The organism is Frigoribacterium sp. CFBP9030 (genome assembly GCF_034045195.1).
Taxonomy (GTDB): Bacteria; Actinomycetota; Actinomycetes; order Actinomycetales; family Microbacteriaceae; genus Frigoribacterium.
This window is the reverse complement of sequence record NZ_JAXCWG010000002.1, coordinates 230,933-246,979: the sequence shown is the minus strand read 5'-3', so window position 1 is coordinate 246,979 and position 16,047 is coordinate 230,933. Positions and strand designations below refer to the sequence as shown.

The 16,047-nt window shown below is 71.8% G+C and carries 16 protein-coding genes; 6 read left to right on the top strand and 10 right to left on the bottom strand.

Annotation, left to right across the window (positions count from 1 at the left end; genetic code table 11):
• Nucleotides 1–15: 15 nt before the first annotated feature.
• Nucleotides 16–660, bottom strand: a complete 645-nt coding sequence (locus SOM13_RS03345; protein ID WP_320478909.1) for a histidine phosphatase family protein — start codon at nt 658–660, stop codon at nt 16–18.
• Nucleotides 661–690: 30 nt separating this feature from the next.
• Nucleotides 691–1,557, bottom strand: coding sequence for an NAD-dependent protein deacetylase (locus SOM13_RS03340; protein WP_320478908.1), 867 nt, complete (start codon nt 1,555–1,557; stop codon nt 691–693).
• A 102-nt stretch (nt 1,558–1,659) separates the two neighbouring features.
• Between SOM13_RS03340 and SOM13_RS03335 the strand changes: the two genes are divergently transcribed.
• Nucleotides 1,660–2,484, top strand: a complete 825-nt coding sequence (locus tag SOM13_RS03335) for an RNA methyltransferase (RefSeq protein ID WP_320478907.1) — start codon at nt 1,660–1,662, stop codon at nt 2,482–2,484.
• Complete coding sequence (locus SOM13_RS03330; RefSeq protein ID WP_192060382.1) at nt 2,481–3,719, top strand: D-alanyl-D-alanine carboxypeptidase family protein; 1,239 nt, start codon at nt 2,481–2,483, stop codon at nt 3,717–3,719. Before SOM13_RS03335 ends, SOM13_RS03330 begins: the two co-directional genes overlap by 4 nt.
• 51 nt (nt 3,720–3,770) lie before the next feature.
• Here the strand turns inward: SOM13_RS03330 and SOM13_RS03325 are convergent, their stop codons facing one another.
• Nucleotides 3,771–4,559: an SGNH/GDSL hydrolase family protein gene (locus tag SOM13_RS03325; protein WP_192060383.1), complete on the bottom strand. Its 789-nt coding sequence runs from the start codon at nt 4,557–4,559 to the stop codon at nt 3,771–3,773.
• A gap of 39 nt (nt 4,560–4,598) precedes the next feature.
• On the opposite strand from SOM13_RS03325, the gene SOM13_RS03320 reads away from it, so the two are divergent.
• The 4 genes from SOM13_RS03320 (at nt 4,599) to SOM13_RS03305 (ending at nt 9,352) form a co-directional block, all read left to right on the top strand.
• Nucleotides 4,599–5,792 carry an acyl-CoA dehydrogenase family protein gene (locus tag SOM13_RS03320; RefSeq protein ID WP_320478906.1) on the top strand — a complete coding sequence of 398 codons (1,194 nt, stop codon included), beginning with the start codon at nt 4,599–4,601 and terminating at the stop codon, nt 5,790–5,792.
• 36 nt (nt 5,793–5,828) lie between these two features.
• The gene (dinB, locus tag SOM13_RS03315) at nt 5,829–7,157 is read left to right on the top strand and encodes a DNA polymerase IV (protein ID WP_320478905.1); all 1,329 of its coding nucleotides are present in this window, start codon (nt 5,829–5,831) and stop codon (nt 7,155–7,157) included.
• Between the two features lie 62 nt (nt 7,158–7,219).
• Entirely contained in the window at nt 7,220–9,013 is a 1,794-nt protein-coding gene (locus SOM13_RS03310) for a DEAD/DEAH box helicase (protein ID WP_320478955.1), read from the top strand.
• Between the two features lie 84 nt (nt 9,014–9,097).
• The gene (locus SOM13_RS03305) at nt 9,098–9,352 is read left to right on the top strand and encodes a hypothetical protein (RefSeq protein WP_320477204.1); all 255 of its coding nucleotides are present in this window, start codon (nt 9,098–9,100) and stop codon (nt 9,350–9,352) included.
• On the opposite strand, the gene SOM13_RS03300 is transcribed toward SOM13_RS03305, so the two are convergent.
• The 7 genes from SOM13_RS03300 to SOM13_RS03270 form a co-directional block, all read right to left on the bottom strand.
• Entirely contained in the window at nt 9,301–9,831 is a 531-nt protein-coding gene (locus SOM13_RS03300) for a hypothetical protein (RefSeq protein ID WP_320478904.1), read from the bottom strand. The genes SOM13_RS03305 and SOM13_RS03300 overlap by 52 nt on opposite strands.
• 92 nt (nt 9,832–9,923) lie before the next feature.
• Nucleotides 9,924–10,973: a glycine betaine ABC transporter substrate-binding protein gene (locus SOM13_RS03295; RefSeq protein ID WP_243213461.1), complete on the bottom strand. Its 1,050-nt coding sequence runs from the start codon at nt 10,971–10,973 to the stop codon at nt 9,924–9,926.
• Nucleotides 10,974–10,976: 3 nt separating this feature from the next.
• Nucleotides 10,977–11,747, bottom strand: a complete 771-nt coding sequence (locus SOM13_RS03290; RefSeq protein ID WP_371740726.1) for an ABC transporter permease — start codon at nt 11,745–11,747, stop codon at nt 10,977–10,979.
• Nucleotides 11,744–13,054, bottom strand: a complete 1,311-nt coding sequence (locus SOM13_RS03285; RefSeq protein WP_320478903.1) for an ABC transporter ATP-binding protein — start codon at nt 13,052–13,054, stop codon at nt 11,744–11,746. The genes SOM13_RS03290 and SOM13_RS03285 overlap by 4 nt, the downstream gene beginning before the upstream one ends.
• Complete coding sequence (locus SOM13_RS03280) at nt 13,041–13,691, bottom strand: ABC transporter permease (protein WP_197981868.1); 651 nt, start codon at nt 13,689–13,691, stop codon at nt 13,041–13,043. The genes SOM13_RS03285 and SOM13_RS03280 overlap by 14 nt, the downstream gene beginning before the upstream one ends.
• Nucleotides 13,692–13,812: 121 nt before the next feature.
• On the bottom strand, nt 13,813–15,201 hold the full coding sequence (locus SOM13_RS03275) for an LLM class flavin-dependent oxidoreductase (protein ID WP_192060390.1): 1,389 nt from the start codon (nt 15,199–15,201) through the stop codon (nt 13,813–13,815).
• A 79-nt stretch (nt 15,202–15,280) separates the two neighbouring features.
• Nucleotides 15,281–15,913, bottom strand: a complete 633-nt coding sequence (locus tag SOM13_RS03270) for a helix-turn-helix domain-containing protein (protein WP_320477208.1) — start codon at nt 15,911–15,913, stop codon at nt 15,281–15,283.
• Nucleotides 15,914–16,047: the final 134 nt, after the last annotated feature.

Genomic DNA, 16,047 nt, shown 5'->3' with positions numbered 1-16,047 from the left:
CGAGGAGGCGCCGGCTCAGTCGCGCCCGCCGGCCTCCGACTCGAGGGCGTTCTGATAGTCGAAGTCGAACGTGCCGGGTCGCTCGGACTCGACCTCGATCGGGTCGTCGAACTCGCGCAGCACCAGATCGCCCCCGTCGGAGGCGAACGAGTGGATCGATCCGTTGCGGATCGGGATGCCCGCATGCGCCTCCGTGTCGGGGGAGACGTGGTTGACCACGGCGCGGATGACCGCTCCGTGCGTGGCCACGACGACGAGCCCGCCGTCGTGCCTGCGGGCGATGTCGGCCAGGGCGGGCAGCACCCGGGCCACCAGGTCGGTGCGGCTCTCGCGTCCTGGCACAGGGGTGCCCGCCGGGAAACGGGCTTCGACCTCGGTTCCGGTCAGGCCCTCCGCCTCGCCGTAGCGGCGCTCGGCGATCGCGGGGACGTGCAGGGGAGCGGGGAGCCCCAGGACGTCGGCGATGATCGCGCCCGTCTCGACGGCGCGCACGAGGGGGCTCGCCACGACCGCGGTCACCCGCCTCCGCGAAAGGAGGTCGCCGGTCTCGCGGGCCTGCGACCGCCCCAGGTCGTTCAGGGGGATGTCGGTCGCGCCCTGGATGCGCCGCGCACGGTTCCAGTCGGTCTCACCGTGTCGCACCAGGTACAAGAGGGTCACCGTCGTTCCTCCGATCGGCGGAACGACCCGTCAGGGGATCAGACGCTCCGCGAGGGCCGCCAGCGTCTCTGACGTGCCGGAGTTCAGCTTAACCGCGGCCCGACCGTCGCCCTTCGTGACGCCGCGGTTGACGACGACGACGGGCAGACGTCGACGCGTCGCCTGGTCGAGCAGGCGGATGCCCGAGTTGACGACCAGCGACGAGCCCGCCACGAGCAGCGCGTCGGCGGCGACGACGAGCGAGCGCGCCTCGGCGAAGCGCTCGACCGGCACGAACTCGCCGAAGAAGACGACGTCGGGTTTCAGCATGCCGCCGCACACCGTGCAGACCGGCACCTCGAACGAGTCGATGTCGTCGACCTCGACGTCGCCGTCGGGCGCGAGCCGGACGCTCTCGGGATGCTCGAGCCAGGGGTTCGCCGCCGCGAGTCGGGCGGCGACCATGTCGCGCGCGAACGACTGGCCGCAGGTCAGGCAGATCACCCGGTCGACCGTGCCGTGCAGATCGACGACCCGACGCGAACCGGCCCGCACGTGCAGGTTGTCGACGTTCTGCGTCACCACGCCGTTGATCACCCCGGCGCGCTCGAGGTCGGCCAGCGCGCGGTGGCCGGTGTTCGGTTCGGACGACCGGAAGGACTTCCAGCCGAGGTGGCTGCCGGCCCAGTAGCGCTTCCGGTAGCGCTCGCTCGAGAGGAACTGCTGGAACGTCATCGGGTTGCGCGGGGGAGCACCCGCACCGCGGTAGTCGGGGATGCCCGAGTCCGTGCTGACACCGGCGCCCGTCAGCACGGCGACGCGGCGGCCTCGGAGGACCTCGACGGCGGCGTCGAGCGAGGCGGCATCGGCGGCGGGCTCGACGGCGCTGCTGCTCGAGGACGTGGCGTCCGGCACCATCGGGGCTCCTTCGGGTCGGTGGACGTTAGCCTAAACGTCGTCACCCCCCGTTTTCCTTCCGCCGGCCGGCCACGGCCCCGGACCTCACCGCCCCGGAGCACCGTGCGCATCACCCGCATCACCGATCTCGACCACCCGGCTCTGGCCGACTACCGCCGACTCACCGACGTCGCGCTCCGCCGGGTGACCGAGCCGGAGGGCGGCCTCTACATCGCCGAGTCGTCGAAGGTGATCGAGCGGGCCCTCCGGGCGGGTCACGTGCCCCGGTCGGTGCTCATGACCGACCGCTGGCTGGCCGACATCGAACCGCTCGTGGCCGACCTCGAGGGCGAGATCTTCATCGGCGACGCCGCCCTGCTCGAGACGCTGACCGGCTACCACCTGCACCGCGGCGCCCTCGCGGCCATGCACCGCCCCGCGCTGCCCGAACTCGCCGACGTCCTCGCCGGCGCCCGCCGGGTCGTGGTGCTGGAGGACATCGTCGACCACACCAACGTCGGGGCGATCTTCCGGGCCGTGGCCGGGCTCGGCGCCGACGCCGTCCTCGTCACCCCCCGCTGCGCCGACCCGCTCTACCGCCGGAGCGTCCGCGTCAGCATGGGCACCGTGCTCCAGGTGCCGTGGACGCGCCTCCCCGACTGGCCGGAAGGCGGAGAGCTGCTGCGCGCCGCGGGGTTCGAGGTGGCCGCCCTCGCCCTGTCCGACGACGCGGTGCCGCTCGACGCCTACGCCGCCGATCCTCCTGAGCGGGTGGCGCTCCTCCTCGGCACAGAGGGCGACGGACTCAGCCGCGCGGCCCTCCGATCGTCCGACGTGGTCGTGACGATCCCCATGCTGCACGGCGTCGACAGCCTCAACGTCGCCGCGGCCTCGGCCGTGGCCCTCTGGGCCCTGCGCGTCCCGGCCGCCACGGTCGAGGGTCGATGAGCCGGCGCCCCGGGCGACCGCGCCGTCGTGTGGTCGCCGCGGCCGTCGCCGTGCTCGTCGTCCTGACGGGGTCGTACACGTCCCTCGCCCTCGCCGGCCCCACGTCGCCGCAGTCGGCCACCGCCTCCGTCTTCGAGGCCCCCCGTCAAGCCGCCCCGGCGCTGACGTTCCCCGATTACGGGGCCACGGCGGTCCAGGCGCTCGGCTACGACGACAGCCTGACGACGAGCGGCGACGACCGACCCCGACCGATCGCCAGCATCAGCAAGATCGTCAGCGCCCTCGTCGTGCTCGACGCGAGACCCCTCGACGGCGGCGACGGGCCGGTCATCACCTTCGACGCCGACGATGCCGCGCTCTACGACGCGTACCTCGCCCGGAACGGCAAGGTGGCGCCGATGCCAGCCGGTCTCCGTCTGACCCAGCGTCAGGCCCTCGAGGTGTCGCTGATCGAGTCGGCCAACAACTACGCCGACGCCCTGGCGCTGTGGGCCTTCGGCAGCACCGACGCGTTCGTCGCCGCGACCGACGCGTGGCTCGACGAGAACGGCCTGACCTCGACGACCATCGTCGAGCCGACGGGCATGTCGCCGGCGAACACGAGCACCGCGACCGACCTCGTCGCCCTCGGCCGACTCGCCCTCGCCGACCCCGTCGTCGCCGAGATCGTCCGCACCGACGCCGTGACCGTCCCCGGCGTCGGCGAGATCGAGAACTCGAACGAGCTGCTCGGACTCGACGGCGTCACCGGCATCAAGACCGGCACCCTCGACGAGGCCGGCGCCTGTCTGCTCTTCTCCGCCGACTACGCGATCGACGATCAGACGGTCACGGTGGTGGGCGTCATGCTCGGCGGCGTCGACCACGACGCCCTCGACGTCGACGTGCAGGCCCTGCTCGCCAGCTCGGTCGCGCGCTTCCAGACCATCGACCTCGCGCGGGCGGGCGACTCGTTCGGACGGTACGACATGCCGTGGGGTGCCGAGGGCGAGGCCGTCGCCGCCGACGACGCCTCGGTGCTCGTCTGGGGCGACGAGGCGGTCGACGCCGTCGTGACGACGGAGCCGATCGGGCCCGACGCGGCGGGGGCCGAGGTCGGGTCCGTGCGCTTCACGGTCGACGACCAGGTCGTCGACGTGCCCCTCGAGCTCGATCGCGACATCCCCGAGCCGGGGGCGTGGTGGCGGTTGACGCACCCGCGTGAGATCGCGGCCGGGCTGAGCCGCACCTCCTGAATCGCACCGCGCCTCCTCGGCCTCTCGAGGCATGCCGGGGGAGGGCTGACCTCAGGGCTCGTCGCGGTGGACGACCATGACGGCGTCGGGCCGCTTCGCCTGCCGACCGTCGCCCGACGACTGGTGCCGGATCCGACGGACCACCCAGGGCACGAAGTACTCGCGCGCCCAGCCCATGTCTTCCGAGCGCGCCTGCCGCCACGGGCGCCGCGCGAGCGGCTCGGGCCGGTAGGGCTCGAGATCGTTCTCGACGGCGAGGGAGGCCAGGACCATCCGCGCGATGGTGTGATGACCCAGCGGGCTGAAGTGCAGCCGGTCGGGTGCCCACATGCCCGGCCCGGAGAGCTCGCGGAGCGCCCACATGTCGGCCACCACGGCGTCGTGCCGCGCCGCGATCGAGTGCACGTGCTCGTTGTAGATCGCGACCTTGCCGCGCAGTCGGCCGAGCACGGGGGTGGACCCGATGTCGGGCCCGGTGAAGACGACGACCGTGGCCCCGTCGCTGCCGAGACGCTCGACGAGCCCCTCGAAGCCGGCGGCGACCCGGTCGGGGTCGGTGCCCGGGCGGATGATGTCATTGCCCCCGGCCGAGACCGTGACGAGGTCGGGGCGCAGCGCGAGCGCGGCGTCGGCCTGCTCGTCGATGATCTGCTGCAGCAGTCGGCCGCGGACGGCCAGGTTGGCGTACGCGAAGTCCTCCGTCGACGACCCGAGGACCTCGGCCACCCGGTCGGCCCAGCCCCGGTGCCCGCCCGGCGAGCGTTCTTCGGGATCGCCGATGCCCTCCGTGAACGAGTCGCCCAGGGCGACGTAACGAGACCACGGATGTTGCTGCGACATGCCCACCACGTTACCCGCCGGGCGGATTACTCTCGACCCGTGCACGAACCAGGCCCCGTCTCGCCCATCACCCGCGGCACCACGCCCGAGGAGGCGCTGCCCGACGAGCTCCTCGAGCGCTTCCGGCAGCGGGCGGCCGTGTCCGATCACGAGAACGCGTTCCCGGTCGACGACCTCGACGAGCTCAGGTCTCGCGGCTGGCTGCGACTGTTCGTCCCGGAGGACCGAGGAGGCGCGGGTCTCGGACTCGAGGCCGTCGCGGCCCTGCAGAGTCGCCTGGCCACGGCGGCCCCGGCGACCGCGCTGGCCGTCGGCATGCACCTGGTGTGGACGGGCTGCGCCGCACTGCTGCACGCCCGCGGCGACGACTCGCTCGGGTACGTGCTCGACGAGGCCGGCCGCGACGAGATCTTCGCCTTCGGCGTCAGCGAGCCGGGCAACGACCTGGTGCTCTTCGACTCGGTCACGAGGGCCGAGCCCGACGGCGAGGGCGGCTACCGGTTCACCGGCACCAAGATCTTCACCTCGCTCTCGCCGGTCTGGACCCGCCTCGGCGTGTTCGGCCGCGACGACGGCGACCCCGACGCCCCTGCGCTGGTGCACGGGTTCCTGCGACGCGAGGACGGCGGACACGAGTCGCTGGGGGACTGGGACACCATCGGCATGCGGGCCACCCAGAGTCACACCACGCGTCTCGAGCAGGCTCCCGTCGCGGCGTCGCGCATCGTCCGTCGTCTGCCGGTCGGACCGAGCGCCGACCCGTTCGTCTTCGCCGTGTTCGCGGTCTTCGAGACGCTGGTGTCGGCGGTGTACCGGGGGATCGCCCGGCGTGCCGTCGAACTGGCCGTCGAGTCGGCCACGACCCGGGGGTCGCGTCGAGCCGGCGGGGCGCCGCTCTCGGACGACGCGATCGTCCGCTGGCGGATCGCCGACGCGGCCATCGCGCTCGACGGCATCGAGCCGCAGGTCGACTCGATCGCCCGCGACGTCGACTCGATGGTCGACCACGGAGCGTCGTGGTTCCCCCGTGTCGTGGGGCTGAAGACCCGCACGACCGAGACCGCCCGCGCCGTCGTCGATCAGGCCGTCTCGGTAGCCGGCGGCGCCTCGTACCGCAGGTCGTCCGAGCTGGGACGCCTGCAGCGCGACGTGCTCGCCGGCAGGTTCCACCCCTCGAGCACCGACTCGGCGCACGCCACGACGGCGGCCTGGCTGCTCGGGCCCGTCTCCTGAGCAGCGGATGTCGGAGGCCCGTGTGAGGATGCACGGGTGAGCAAACAGGACGGCAGCGGGCGGCTGGTCACCACCGTGCCCACCGACGATGCGACCGCGCCGATCCTCCACGTCGACATGGACGCCTTCTTCGCGTCGGTCGAGCTGCTCGACCGCCCCGATCTGCGCGGACTCCCGGTCGTCATCGGTCACCGGTCGGACAGGTCCGTGGTCACGGCGGCGACGTACGAGGCCCGCAAGTACGGCGTCAACTCGGCCATGCCCATGGCGATCGCCCTCCGGCGATGCCCGCAGGCGATCGTCCTCGAACCGCATGGCGAGAAGTACCGGCACTACTCGTCGATCGTCATGTCGATGTTCGACGACGTCACGCCGATGGTCGAACGGCTGGGCATCGACGAGGCCTTCCTCGACGTCTCGGGGTCGATCCGACTGCTCGGGTCCGTCTTCGACATCGCGACGGAGCTCCGTCGGCGCGTGCACGCCGAGACGGGTCTGCACTGCAGCATCGGCGCTGCGTCGACGAAGTTCGTCGCGAAGCTCGCCTCGAGCGTCGCCAAGCCCGACGGTCTGCTCATCGTGCCGCACGAGGCCACACTCGCGTTCCTGCACCCGCGTCCGATCAGCGGGCTCTGGGGGGTCGGCGGCAAGACGGAAGAGACCCTGCTCAATCTCGGCCTGCGGACGATCGGCGACGTCGCCAACGCACCCCTCGACACCCTCGTCCGAGCCGTCGGGCCGGCCGGCGGCGCCAAGCTGCACTCGCTGGCCTGGGGCCGCGACCCCCGCTCCGTGACGACCACGGCCGAGGAGAAGAGCGTCGGGCACGAGGTCACCTTCTCGACCGACGTCACCGACCCCGTCGAGATCCGGCGCGAGCTCCTCCGCCTCAGCGACAAGGTCGGCGTGCGACTGCGCGCGGCGGGGATGAGCGGCCGCACCGTCGTGCTCAAACTGCGCACCACAGACTTCGCCACGATCACCCGGTCGAAGACGCTGGCCGAGCCGACCGACCTCGGGCGCCGCATCTACGACGAGGTGCGCGCCGTCTACGAGGCGACGGGCAAGCAGCACGAGCGCATCAGACTGGTCGGGGTGCGCGTGGAGCAGCTCGTACCCGGCGGGGGCGGCGGGCTCTCGCTCGGCCTGTGGGACGACGACGCCGACTGGCGCGAGGCCGAGTCGACGATGGACGCCCTGCAGGCCCGATTCGGTGCGGCCATGCTGACGCCGGCGTCGCTGCTCCGCCAGGGCACCGGTCGACCGGGCCCGGGCCGACCCGGCTCGGGTCGTCCGCCGCGGGGCCGTCCGGGGCCTTCGCCGGTCGAGCCGTCCGTCGACCCCGGGTACAGTGGGGTCGAGTGAGCACAGCTAGCGTGGACGACCCTTCGGGGCCCGACGACATCCGCGACGACGGCACTCTCGATCTGACCGACGTCGGCGTCTCGGCCGGCAACTCGGCCGCCGAGCACCTCTCGCCGGCGTTCCCCGAGAGGGCGGCCTGGGGCACCGCCGCGAAGCTGCGCGCCTGGCAGGCCGAGGCCCTCGAGCAGTACTTCGCCTCCGACCCGGTCGACTTCCTCGCCGCAGCCACCCCCGGTGCCGGCAAGACGACGTTCGCCCTGCGTCTCGCCACCGAGCTGCTCTCGCGCGGGGTCGTCGACCGGGTGGTCGTCGTCGCGCCGACGGAGCACCTCAAGCGCCAGTGGGCCGACGCGGCCGACCGGGTCAACCTCCGACTCGACCCCATGTTCAAGAACGCGGACGTCACCTTCGGTCGGCACTACCACGGGGTCGCGGTCACGTACGCGCAGGTGGGCATGAACCCCGAGGTCCACCGTGCGCTCACCGAGGCGGGTCGCACGCTCGTGATCCTCGACGAGGTCCACCACGGCGGCGACGCCCTCAGCTGGGGCGACGGGATCCGCGAGGCTTACGGCAAGGCGACGCGGCGGCTCTCCCTCACCGGCACCCCCTTCCGCTCGGACACCGCGGCCATCCCCTTCGTCACGTACTCGGCCGACGAGCACGGCATCCGGACGTCGAGGTCCGACTACGCCTACGGCTACGGCCGCGCCCTCGCCGACGGGGTCGTCCGGCCGGTGCTGTTCATGGCCTACGCCGGGCAGATGCGGTGGCGGACGCGCATGGGCGACGAGATGAGCGCCTCCCTGGGCGAGGCCGTGACCAAGGACATCACCGCGCAGGCCTGGCGGACGGCCCTCTCGCCGCAGGGCGACTGGATCCCGGCCGTGCTCTCGGCCGCCGACAAGCGCCTCACCGAGGTGCGTCGCGGCGTCCCCGACGCCGGCGGGCTGGTCATCGCCACCGATCACACGGTCGCGCGTCAGTACGCCGCCGTGCTGCAGAAGATCACCGGCGAACGCCCGACCGTGGTCCTCTCCGACGAGAAGGCGGCCAGCGACCGGATCCAGGCGTTCTCCGAGAGCGAGAGCCGATGGATGGTCGCGGTCCGCATGGTCTCCGAGGGCGTCGACGTGCCGCGGCTGGCGGTGGGCGTCTACGCGACCTCCGCATCCACGCCGCTGTTCTTCGCCCAGGTCGTCGGTCGCTTCGTGCGTGCCCGTCGTCGGGGCGAGACCGCGTCGATCTTCCTGCCGAGCGTCCCGAGTCTGATGGCGCTGGCCGGGCAGCTCGAACTCGAACGCGACCACGCGCTCGACCGCCCGACGAACGCCGACGACGGCATCTTCGCCCCCGAAGAGGACATGATGGCGGCCGCCAATCGAGAGGAGAAGGCCTCGAGCCTGCTCGAGCAGCAGCCCTTCGAGGCCCTCGACTCGCAGGCCTCGTTCGACCGTGTCCTCTACGACGGCGGCGAGTTCGGCACCGGCGGCGAGATCGGGAGCCTCGAAGAGCTCGACTTCATCGGGATCCCCGGCCTGCTCGAACCCGACCAGGTGCGCGACCTGCTGCGGCAACGGCAGGCGACGCAGGCACGTCGTTCGTCGAAGACGGGTCTGCCGACGGTCGCCGCCCCCGTCGAGACGGCCCGTCCCCTCTATCAGACGATCAAAGAGCAGCGTCAGGAGCTCAGCCGGCTGGTCTCCATCTGGTCGCGTCATTCCAACGAACCGCATGGTCTCATCCACGCCGACCTGCGGCGCATCAGCGGCGGCCCCTCCGTGGCGCAGGCCAGCACCGAGCAGATCCAGAAACGCATCGACGTGCTGCGCGGCCGCATCGGCAACCGCAAGTGAGTCGGACCCGGCCGAGGGCGCAGCTCCCCGCCGGGTCCGAACTGCGACGCAGCCGCTGGCGCTCCCGCCGCGTACGATCGGGGGATGCTGGATGAGATCGGTCACGATCGGTGGTTCGTCCGCCGCGACGCCGACGCTGCACCTCAGGCCCTGATCGAGCGGTTCGGCGGCGGGTACCGCCTGACGCTGTGGTCGCTCGTCGAGACCGAGCAACGGCCGCTGGGTGTCTTCACCTCGGCCGAGCAGGCGGAGACCGCGTGGTGGCGTCATCTCGACCGGGAGCGGGGTCAGCGCAGGGGGAGCACCTCCGCGAGGGCCAGGCGCCTCGGCGAAGACTGACCACGGGTCTGTCGGGCCACCGCCCTGCTGATCACCCGGGCCCGTTCGTCGCTCTGGTCGGACGTCCGTGCTCCCTGGGCGGACCACGATGTCACGCCGTCGTCCGAACAGCCCAGCACGGACCGTACGACCAGACCGCCCGTGGCACCCAAGGCGAGCAGGGCGTCGCGCCACGCGAGATCCGACTCGCTCGCCGTCGACGCGCCCGGTCGTTCGACCACGAAGGCGAGCCACGCCACGTGGAACTCGGCCACGACGGCTTCGAGGGCGACGCCCCAGTCGTCGACGGCACGAGGTGACGGCCACTCCGAGATCCCCTCGAAGGGGACCATCATGGGCAACTGCACATCGTCGGCGTCGAAGAAGAGCGTCCACAGCTGACGCCGGATGGCCACCGGCAGCAGCTCGGACGCCCGGGCGGCGAGGGCCGCCTCGTCCGGCACGGGGCGGTGAGGATCCGGGGGTGTTCGACAGGTCATGGCACCAGCGTGCCGAGGCGCGGACGTCGTCAGGACGCCGTCCACAGCCCGGACACGTGGGGGTGTCACCCGACCGAGGTGTGGAGGGAACGTCAGGGGCGGGTGACGAAGCCCTTGTCGACCATCCAGTCGAAGGCGACGTCCGCAGGCTCCTCGCCTTCGACGTCGACCCGCAGATTGAGCTGGCGGAGCTCCTCGTCGGTCAGCTCGGGCGAGATCTGGTCGAAGACGTCCGCGAGCCCTGGGTACGTCTCCAGCGTCGCGGTCGACAGCACCGGGGCCGCGTTGTAGGCGGGGAAGAACCCCTCGTCGTCCTCCAGCACGGTGAGGTCGAGCGCGTCGATGCGGCCGTCGGTCGTGAAGATCTCGCCGAAGTTGCAGTTGCCCCGGTCGGTCGCCTCGTAGACCGTCCCGGTGTCGAGGATGCTGACGTTGTCGGTCGGCACGCCGTCGGGGGCGCCCAGCTCGAGTCCGTAGCGCTCGAGCATGGGCTTGAACCCGTCGGCACGGGAGTTGAACTCCGCCTCGACGCAGAACGTCCGCTGCTCGACCGGGAGGGCCGCGATGTCCGAGAGCGTGGCGACGTCGCCCAGCTCGGCCACCGCCTCCGACCGGACCGCCATGGCGTACGTGTTGTTCAGCGGTGCCGGCTCGAGCCAGGTCAGGCCGTTGGCGACGTCGGCGTCGCGCACGGCCTCGTACTGCTCCTCCTGGTCGGGGATCCCCTCCGCCTCGCCGAGGTACGTCAGCCACGCGGTGCCGGTGTACTCGTACGTCATGTCGGCGTCGCCGTCGAGCATGAGCTGCCGCACGGCGACGCTGCCGGGCACGTTCGTGAGGTCGGTGACCTCGAAGCCCGCCGCCTGCGCCGCGAGGACGGCGATCTTGCCCAGCACGAGCTGCTCGGTGAAGTTCTTCGCCGTGACGGTGAGCGCGGCGTCGTCGGGCAGACCCTCGATCGCCTCGATCGAGCCGGGTGCCACGGCGGGGACGAAGGCCGTCGCCGGCTGCAGACCGCATCCGGTCAGTCCGGCCACGGTCGCGACCGCGACGAGGCCGGCGGCCGTTCCGCGGACGACCCCGAGGCGTCGCAGGCGGCGAGGTGTCACGAGGGCTGGGCGCCCGGTGGGGGTCGATGCCATGGGTCAGAGTCCCTTCGGACGGGCGACGTGCTCGACGAGTCGCCCCAGCCAGTCGATGAGCAGTGCGAGCAGTGCGATGAGGATCGCACCCGAGACGAGCACGCGCGGGAGGAAGAGGTTGACGCCCGTGGTGATCAGCAGCCCGAGCCCGCCCGCCCCGATGAACGTGGCCAAAGCGGCCGAGCCGACGAGCAGCACAAGAGCCGTCCGGATACCCGACAGCATCACCGGCACGGCCAGGGGCAGCTCGACCTTCATCAGGACGGAGAACGCGCTCATTCCCATGCCCCGGCCCGCCTCGACGAGGCGGGCGTCCACGCTCTGCAGGCCGATCATCGTGTTGCGCAGCACGGGGAGGACCGCGTAGAGCACGAGGGCCACCACCGCCGCCCGGAACTCGAAGCCGAGCCAGAACGCCAGGAGGACGATGAGGCCGATGGCGGGGGCGGCCTGCCCGAAGTTCGCGACCGCGAGGATGCCGCCGCTGACCTTCACGAACGGTTTGCGTGTGAGGAGGATGCCGAGCGGGATGGCGATGACGAGCACGATGAGCGCCGAGACGAACGTCAGCGCGAGGTGCTCGCGCATCAGCGACAGGAGGGTGTCGGTGTTCAACGTGGTGCGTTCGCCGGCGGTGAGGTCGGCGACCGACAGCCAGACCGCGAAGGCGACGAATCCGAGGAGGACCGCGATCGGCTGGGGCAGGAGAGCCAGCCAGGCCCGGCGTGGTCGCCCGCGCGCGCCGGCGACGGGGGCGGCGGCCGCGGCGCTCACGGTCGGCCGCCGTCGGCAGGACGCGCGTCGCCGCCCGGCGCCGCCTCGGAGCCCGCCGTGGGGAGTGAGCCCGCCGTCGACGTCGGCAGGGCGTCGAGGGGGCCCGTGTTCGTGCCCACGGGCGTGTAGTCGGCTGCGACGGCGGCGGCCTTCCGCGCCCTCGTGATGGCCTCCATCACGACCTCGACCGTGATGACGCCGATGAAGGAGTCCCGGCGCCCGGTCACGAGGGCCGCACCGGCGCTCGAGACGAGCATGGTGTCCAGGGCGTCGTTCAGGGTGGCGCCGCTGCCGATGACGGGCAGATCGTCGTCGACGGTCGACGGCACCGTGGTGAGTCGCGAGAGCTGCCTCGTGGAGGGCCAGGCGATGGGCCGGTTGCGCTCGTCGACGACGACGGCGTGATTGTGACCGGCGGCCTTCGCGCGGGCGAGCACCTCGGCGCCGGACTCGCCGGGGGAGGCGACCACCGCCTCCTCGAGATCCACGTCGCCGACGCGGCTGAGGGTCAGCTGCTTCAGCCCCGCACCGGAGCCGATGAAGTTCTCGACGAACTCGTTCGCCGGCTCGGCGAGGATGCGCTCGGGGGTGTCGTACTGGACGATGTGCGCGCCCTCCGAGAAGACCACGATCCAGTCGCCGAGCTTCACGGCCTCGTCGAAGTCGTGGGTGACGATGACGATCGTCTTCTGCAGCTCGTGCTGGATGTTGATCAGCTCGTCCTGGAGGCGCTGGCGGGTGATCGGGTCGACCGCGCCGAAGGGCTCGTCCATGAGGAGCACGGGCGGGTCGGCGGCCAGGGCGCGCGCCACGCCGACGCGCTGCTGCTGCCCGCCGGAGAGCTCGCGGGGGAACCGGTCGCGGTACGTCGCAGGATCGAGCGAGACCAGCTCGAGCAGCTCGTCGACGCGGGCCGCGATCCGCTCCTTCGACCAGCCGAGCATCTTGGGCACGATCCCGATGTTCGTCGCCACCGTCATGTGCGGGAAGAGCCCGCCGGCCTGGATCACGTAGCCGATGCGACGTCGGAGATCGTCGCCGTCGATGTCGGTGACGTCGTCGTCGCCGAGCACGATGCGGCCCTCGGTGGGCTCGATCAGGCGGTTGATCATCTTCAGCGTCGTGGTCTTGCCGCAGCCGGACGGGCCGACCAGCATGACGATCTTGCCGGCCGGGATCTCGAGGGTGATGCCGTCGACGGCCGGGGACGCCTGACCCGGGTACCGCTTGGTCACCTGCTCGAGTCGGATCGCCTTGCCGGAGACGTCTCCGGTGGACGGGACGGCGGGGGAGTCAGTTCTGGACACGGATACCTCGCGAGATGGTCAGGCGGCCGAGGCCGACGAGCAGGAGATCGAGCACGGCGGCGAGGACGACGACGCCCACGACCCCGGTGACGACGGAGGCGAGCGCGTTCGCTCCGCCGGTTCGGGACAGACCCGAGAAGATGAAGCCGCCGAGACCCGGCCCCAGGCTGTAGGCCGCCACGGCGGCGATGCCCATCACCATCTGCGCGCTGACGCGGACGCCGGTGAGGATGATCGGCCAGGCCAGGGGGAGCTGCACCGTCAGCAGCGTCCGCATCGAGCCCATCCCCGCGCCGCGCGCCGACTCGAGCAGCGACGCGTCGACCTCGTTGAGCCCGACGACGGCGTTGCGCAGGATGGGCAGGGTCGCGAAGAAGGTGACGATGGCGACGGCCGGCGGCACGCCGAATCCGAGGAACGGGATCAGGAGGCCGACGAGCGCGAACGACGGGAGGGTGAGACCCACGGCGGACACGCCGTTGGCCACGGCGCTCAACCAGGCGCTGCGGTGCACCAGCACCGCGATGACGACGGCCAGCACGACGGCCAGGACGACGCACTGCACCACGAGGGAGAAGTGCTGCCACGAGGCGAACCAGATCTGGTCCCACCTCGCGGCCACGTAATCGAACACCATCGTCGCCCGCCCCTCGTCTCGACGGGGCCTCGTGGCCCGTCACCCCACGACCGACGAGGACGCGAAGGTGTTCCACCCTAACCAGGATGCGAGAGCCGTGTCATCGCGGGCTGGGCCCCCACTACGAGGCCGTCGCCGCGCCTCCTACGGTGAATCGGGCTCCGTGGTGCTCGGCGGGCAGCCGGTCGCCGCGTCCGAAGAGCTTCTGGCGGAGGGTGCCCGGCTCGTACCCGGTCGGGTAGACGCCGCGGGCCTGGAGCACCGGGATCACGTGCTCGACGATGTCCTCGAACGTGCCGGGCGTGATGGCGTAGGCGAGGTTGAAGCCGTCGACGTCCGTCTCGTCCACCCACTCCTGGAGCTGGTCGGCGATCTCCTCGCCCGAGCCCACGATGCGCGGTCCGAGGCCGCCGATGCCCGCCGCCTCGGCGATGTCGCGGATGGTCCACTCCCTGCCCGTGTCGCCCGCCTGCGCCTGGAAGTTGGCCAGCGCCGACTGGATCGCATTGCTCTCGACGTCGCCGACCGGGTCGTCGAGCGAGTAGGTCGAGAGGTCGACGCCCATCCAGCCCGACATGAGCGTGAGGGCGCCCTCGTGCGACGCGTACCGCTGGTACTCCTCGTGCTTCGCCGCCGCCGCCTCGGGCGTCGCGTCGGTGATGATCGTCAGCAGCGTGTAGATGCGCGCCGAGTAGCGGTCGCGCCCCGCCGCCTCGAGGGCGTCGCGCAGCTTCGCGACGGTCGCCGCGAGGCGCTCCTTCGTGGGCGCGGCGACGAAGATCGACTCGGCGTTCCCGGCGGCGAACCGGATGCCGCGGGGGGATGCCCCGGCCTGGTAGATGACCGGCGTCCGCTGCGGGCTGGGCTCGGCGATGTGGATGCCGGGCACCTTGTAGTACGTGCCGTCGTGATCGATCGAGTGCACCTTCGACGGGTCGGTGAAGACGCCGCTCTCGCGATCGCGGACGACGGCGTCGTCCTCCCACGACCCCTCCCAGAGCTTGTAGAGCACCTCGAGGTACTCGTCGGCCTGGTCGTAGCGCGTGTCGTGGTCGAGCTGGTCGTCGGCTCCCATGTTGCGGGCCGCGCTCGGCAGGTAGCCGGTGACGACGTTCCAGCCGACGCGCCCCTCCGTCAGGTGGTCGAGCGTCGACATGCGGCGGGCGAAGGGCACGGGGTGCTCGTAGGCCGTGCCGGCGGTGATCCCGAAGCCGAGGTGCTCGGTCGCGGCCGCCATGGCCGAGACGAGCAGGATGGGGTCGCCGACGGGGGTCTGGGTTCCGTTCCGCAGCGCGGCGTCGTGGTTCCCGCCGTAGACGTCGTAGGTGCCGAGCACGTCGGCGATGAAGAGCCCGTCGAAGACGCCCTTCTCGAGGAGGCGCGCGAGCGAGGTCCAGTAGCTCAGCTTCGTGTAGTCCGCCGAACGGTCGTCGGGGTGGCGCCACAGCCCGGGGGACTGGTGCCCCACGCAGTTCATGTCGAAGGCGTTGAACCGGATTCGTCGAGTCATGCGTCCATTGTTCGGGCACTCGCGCGACGTTTCCCGGGCGGCGACACACGGCGTCACACAGTGCTCGGCGCCGGGCGGCTCAGGCCCCCGGGTGGACGATGAGCCAGGTGGCCACGGCGTCGACCGCGCCGAGGTTGCCGAGCCGGTGGGGCAGATCGCACGGGAACGTCACGGAGTCGCCCGCCCCGACGACGACGCGCTCGTCGGGGAAGTCGATGGTGAGCTCGCCCGAGACGACGGTGCCGACCTCGTACCCCTCGTGCGTGACGAGGTCGTTGACCCCGGTCGCCGAGGCTCCGGGCGGGTAGGTCGACTCGAAGAAGTCGACTCCGCGGAGGTGGCCGGGCGACAACCGCCGGAAGACCACCCCGTCGCCGAGCACGACCGGCCGGGTCTCGTCGGCCCGGGCGACGACCGGGCCCCGAGGAGGCGCGGTGTCGGTCTCGTCGAGCGCCCCCGCCGTCTCGGCCTCGAACACGTCCGCCAGCGGGACGCCCAGCACCTGCACGATGGTGAGCAGCCGGCTCACCGACGGCCGTCGAGCACCGCGTTCGAGCTGCGACACGGCGCTCGGCGAGATCTCGAGCCTGGCGGCGAGCGATCGCAACGACATGCCGCGGGCGAGGCGGAGCTCTCGGAGGCGCGACCCGAGCACGGCCGCGTCGAGCTCGACGGGGTCGACGGAGGGGCGGGGCAGGCGCGGAACGGTCACGGTTCGCCGATCGGTCGGGTGTGAAGCGACTGCTGTCACACGCTCGTTACAAGCCGGAAACCGACGACGCCGTGTGAAGCCATAGATTCACAGCACGACGAGGATCACCTCCCACTCACGCTACCTCGTCCCTC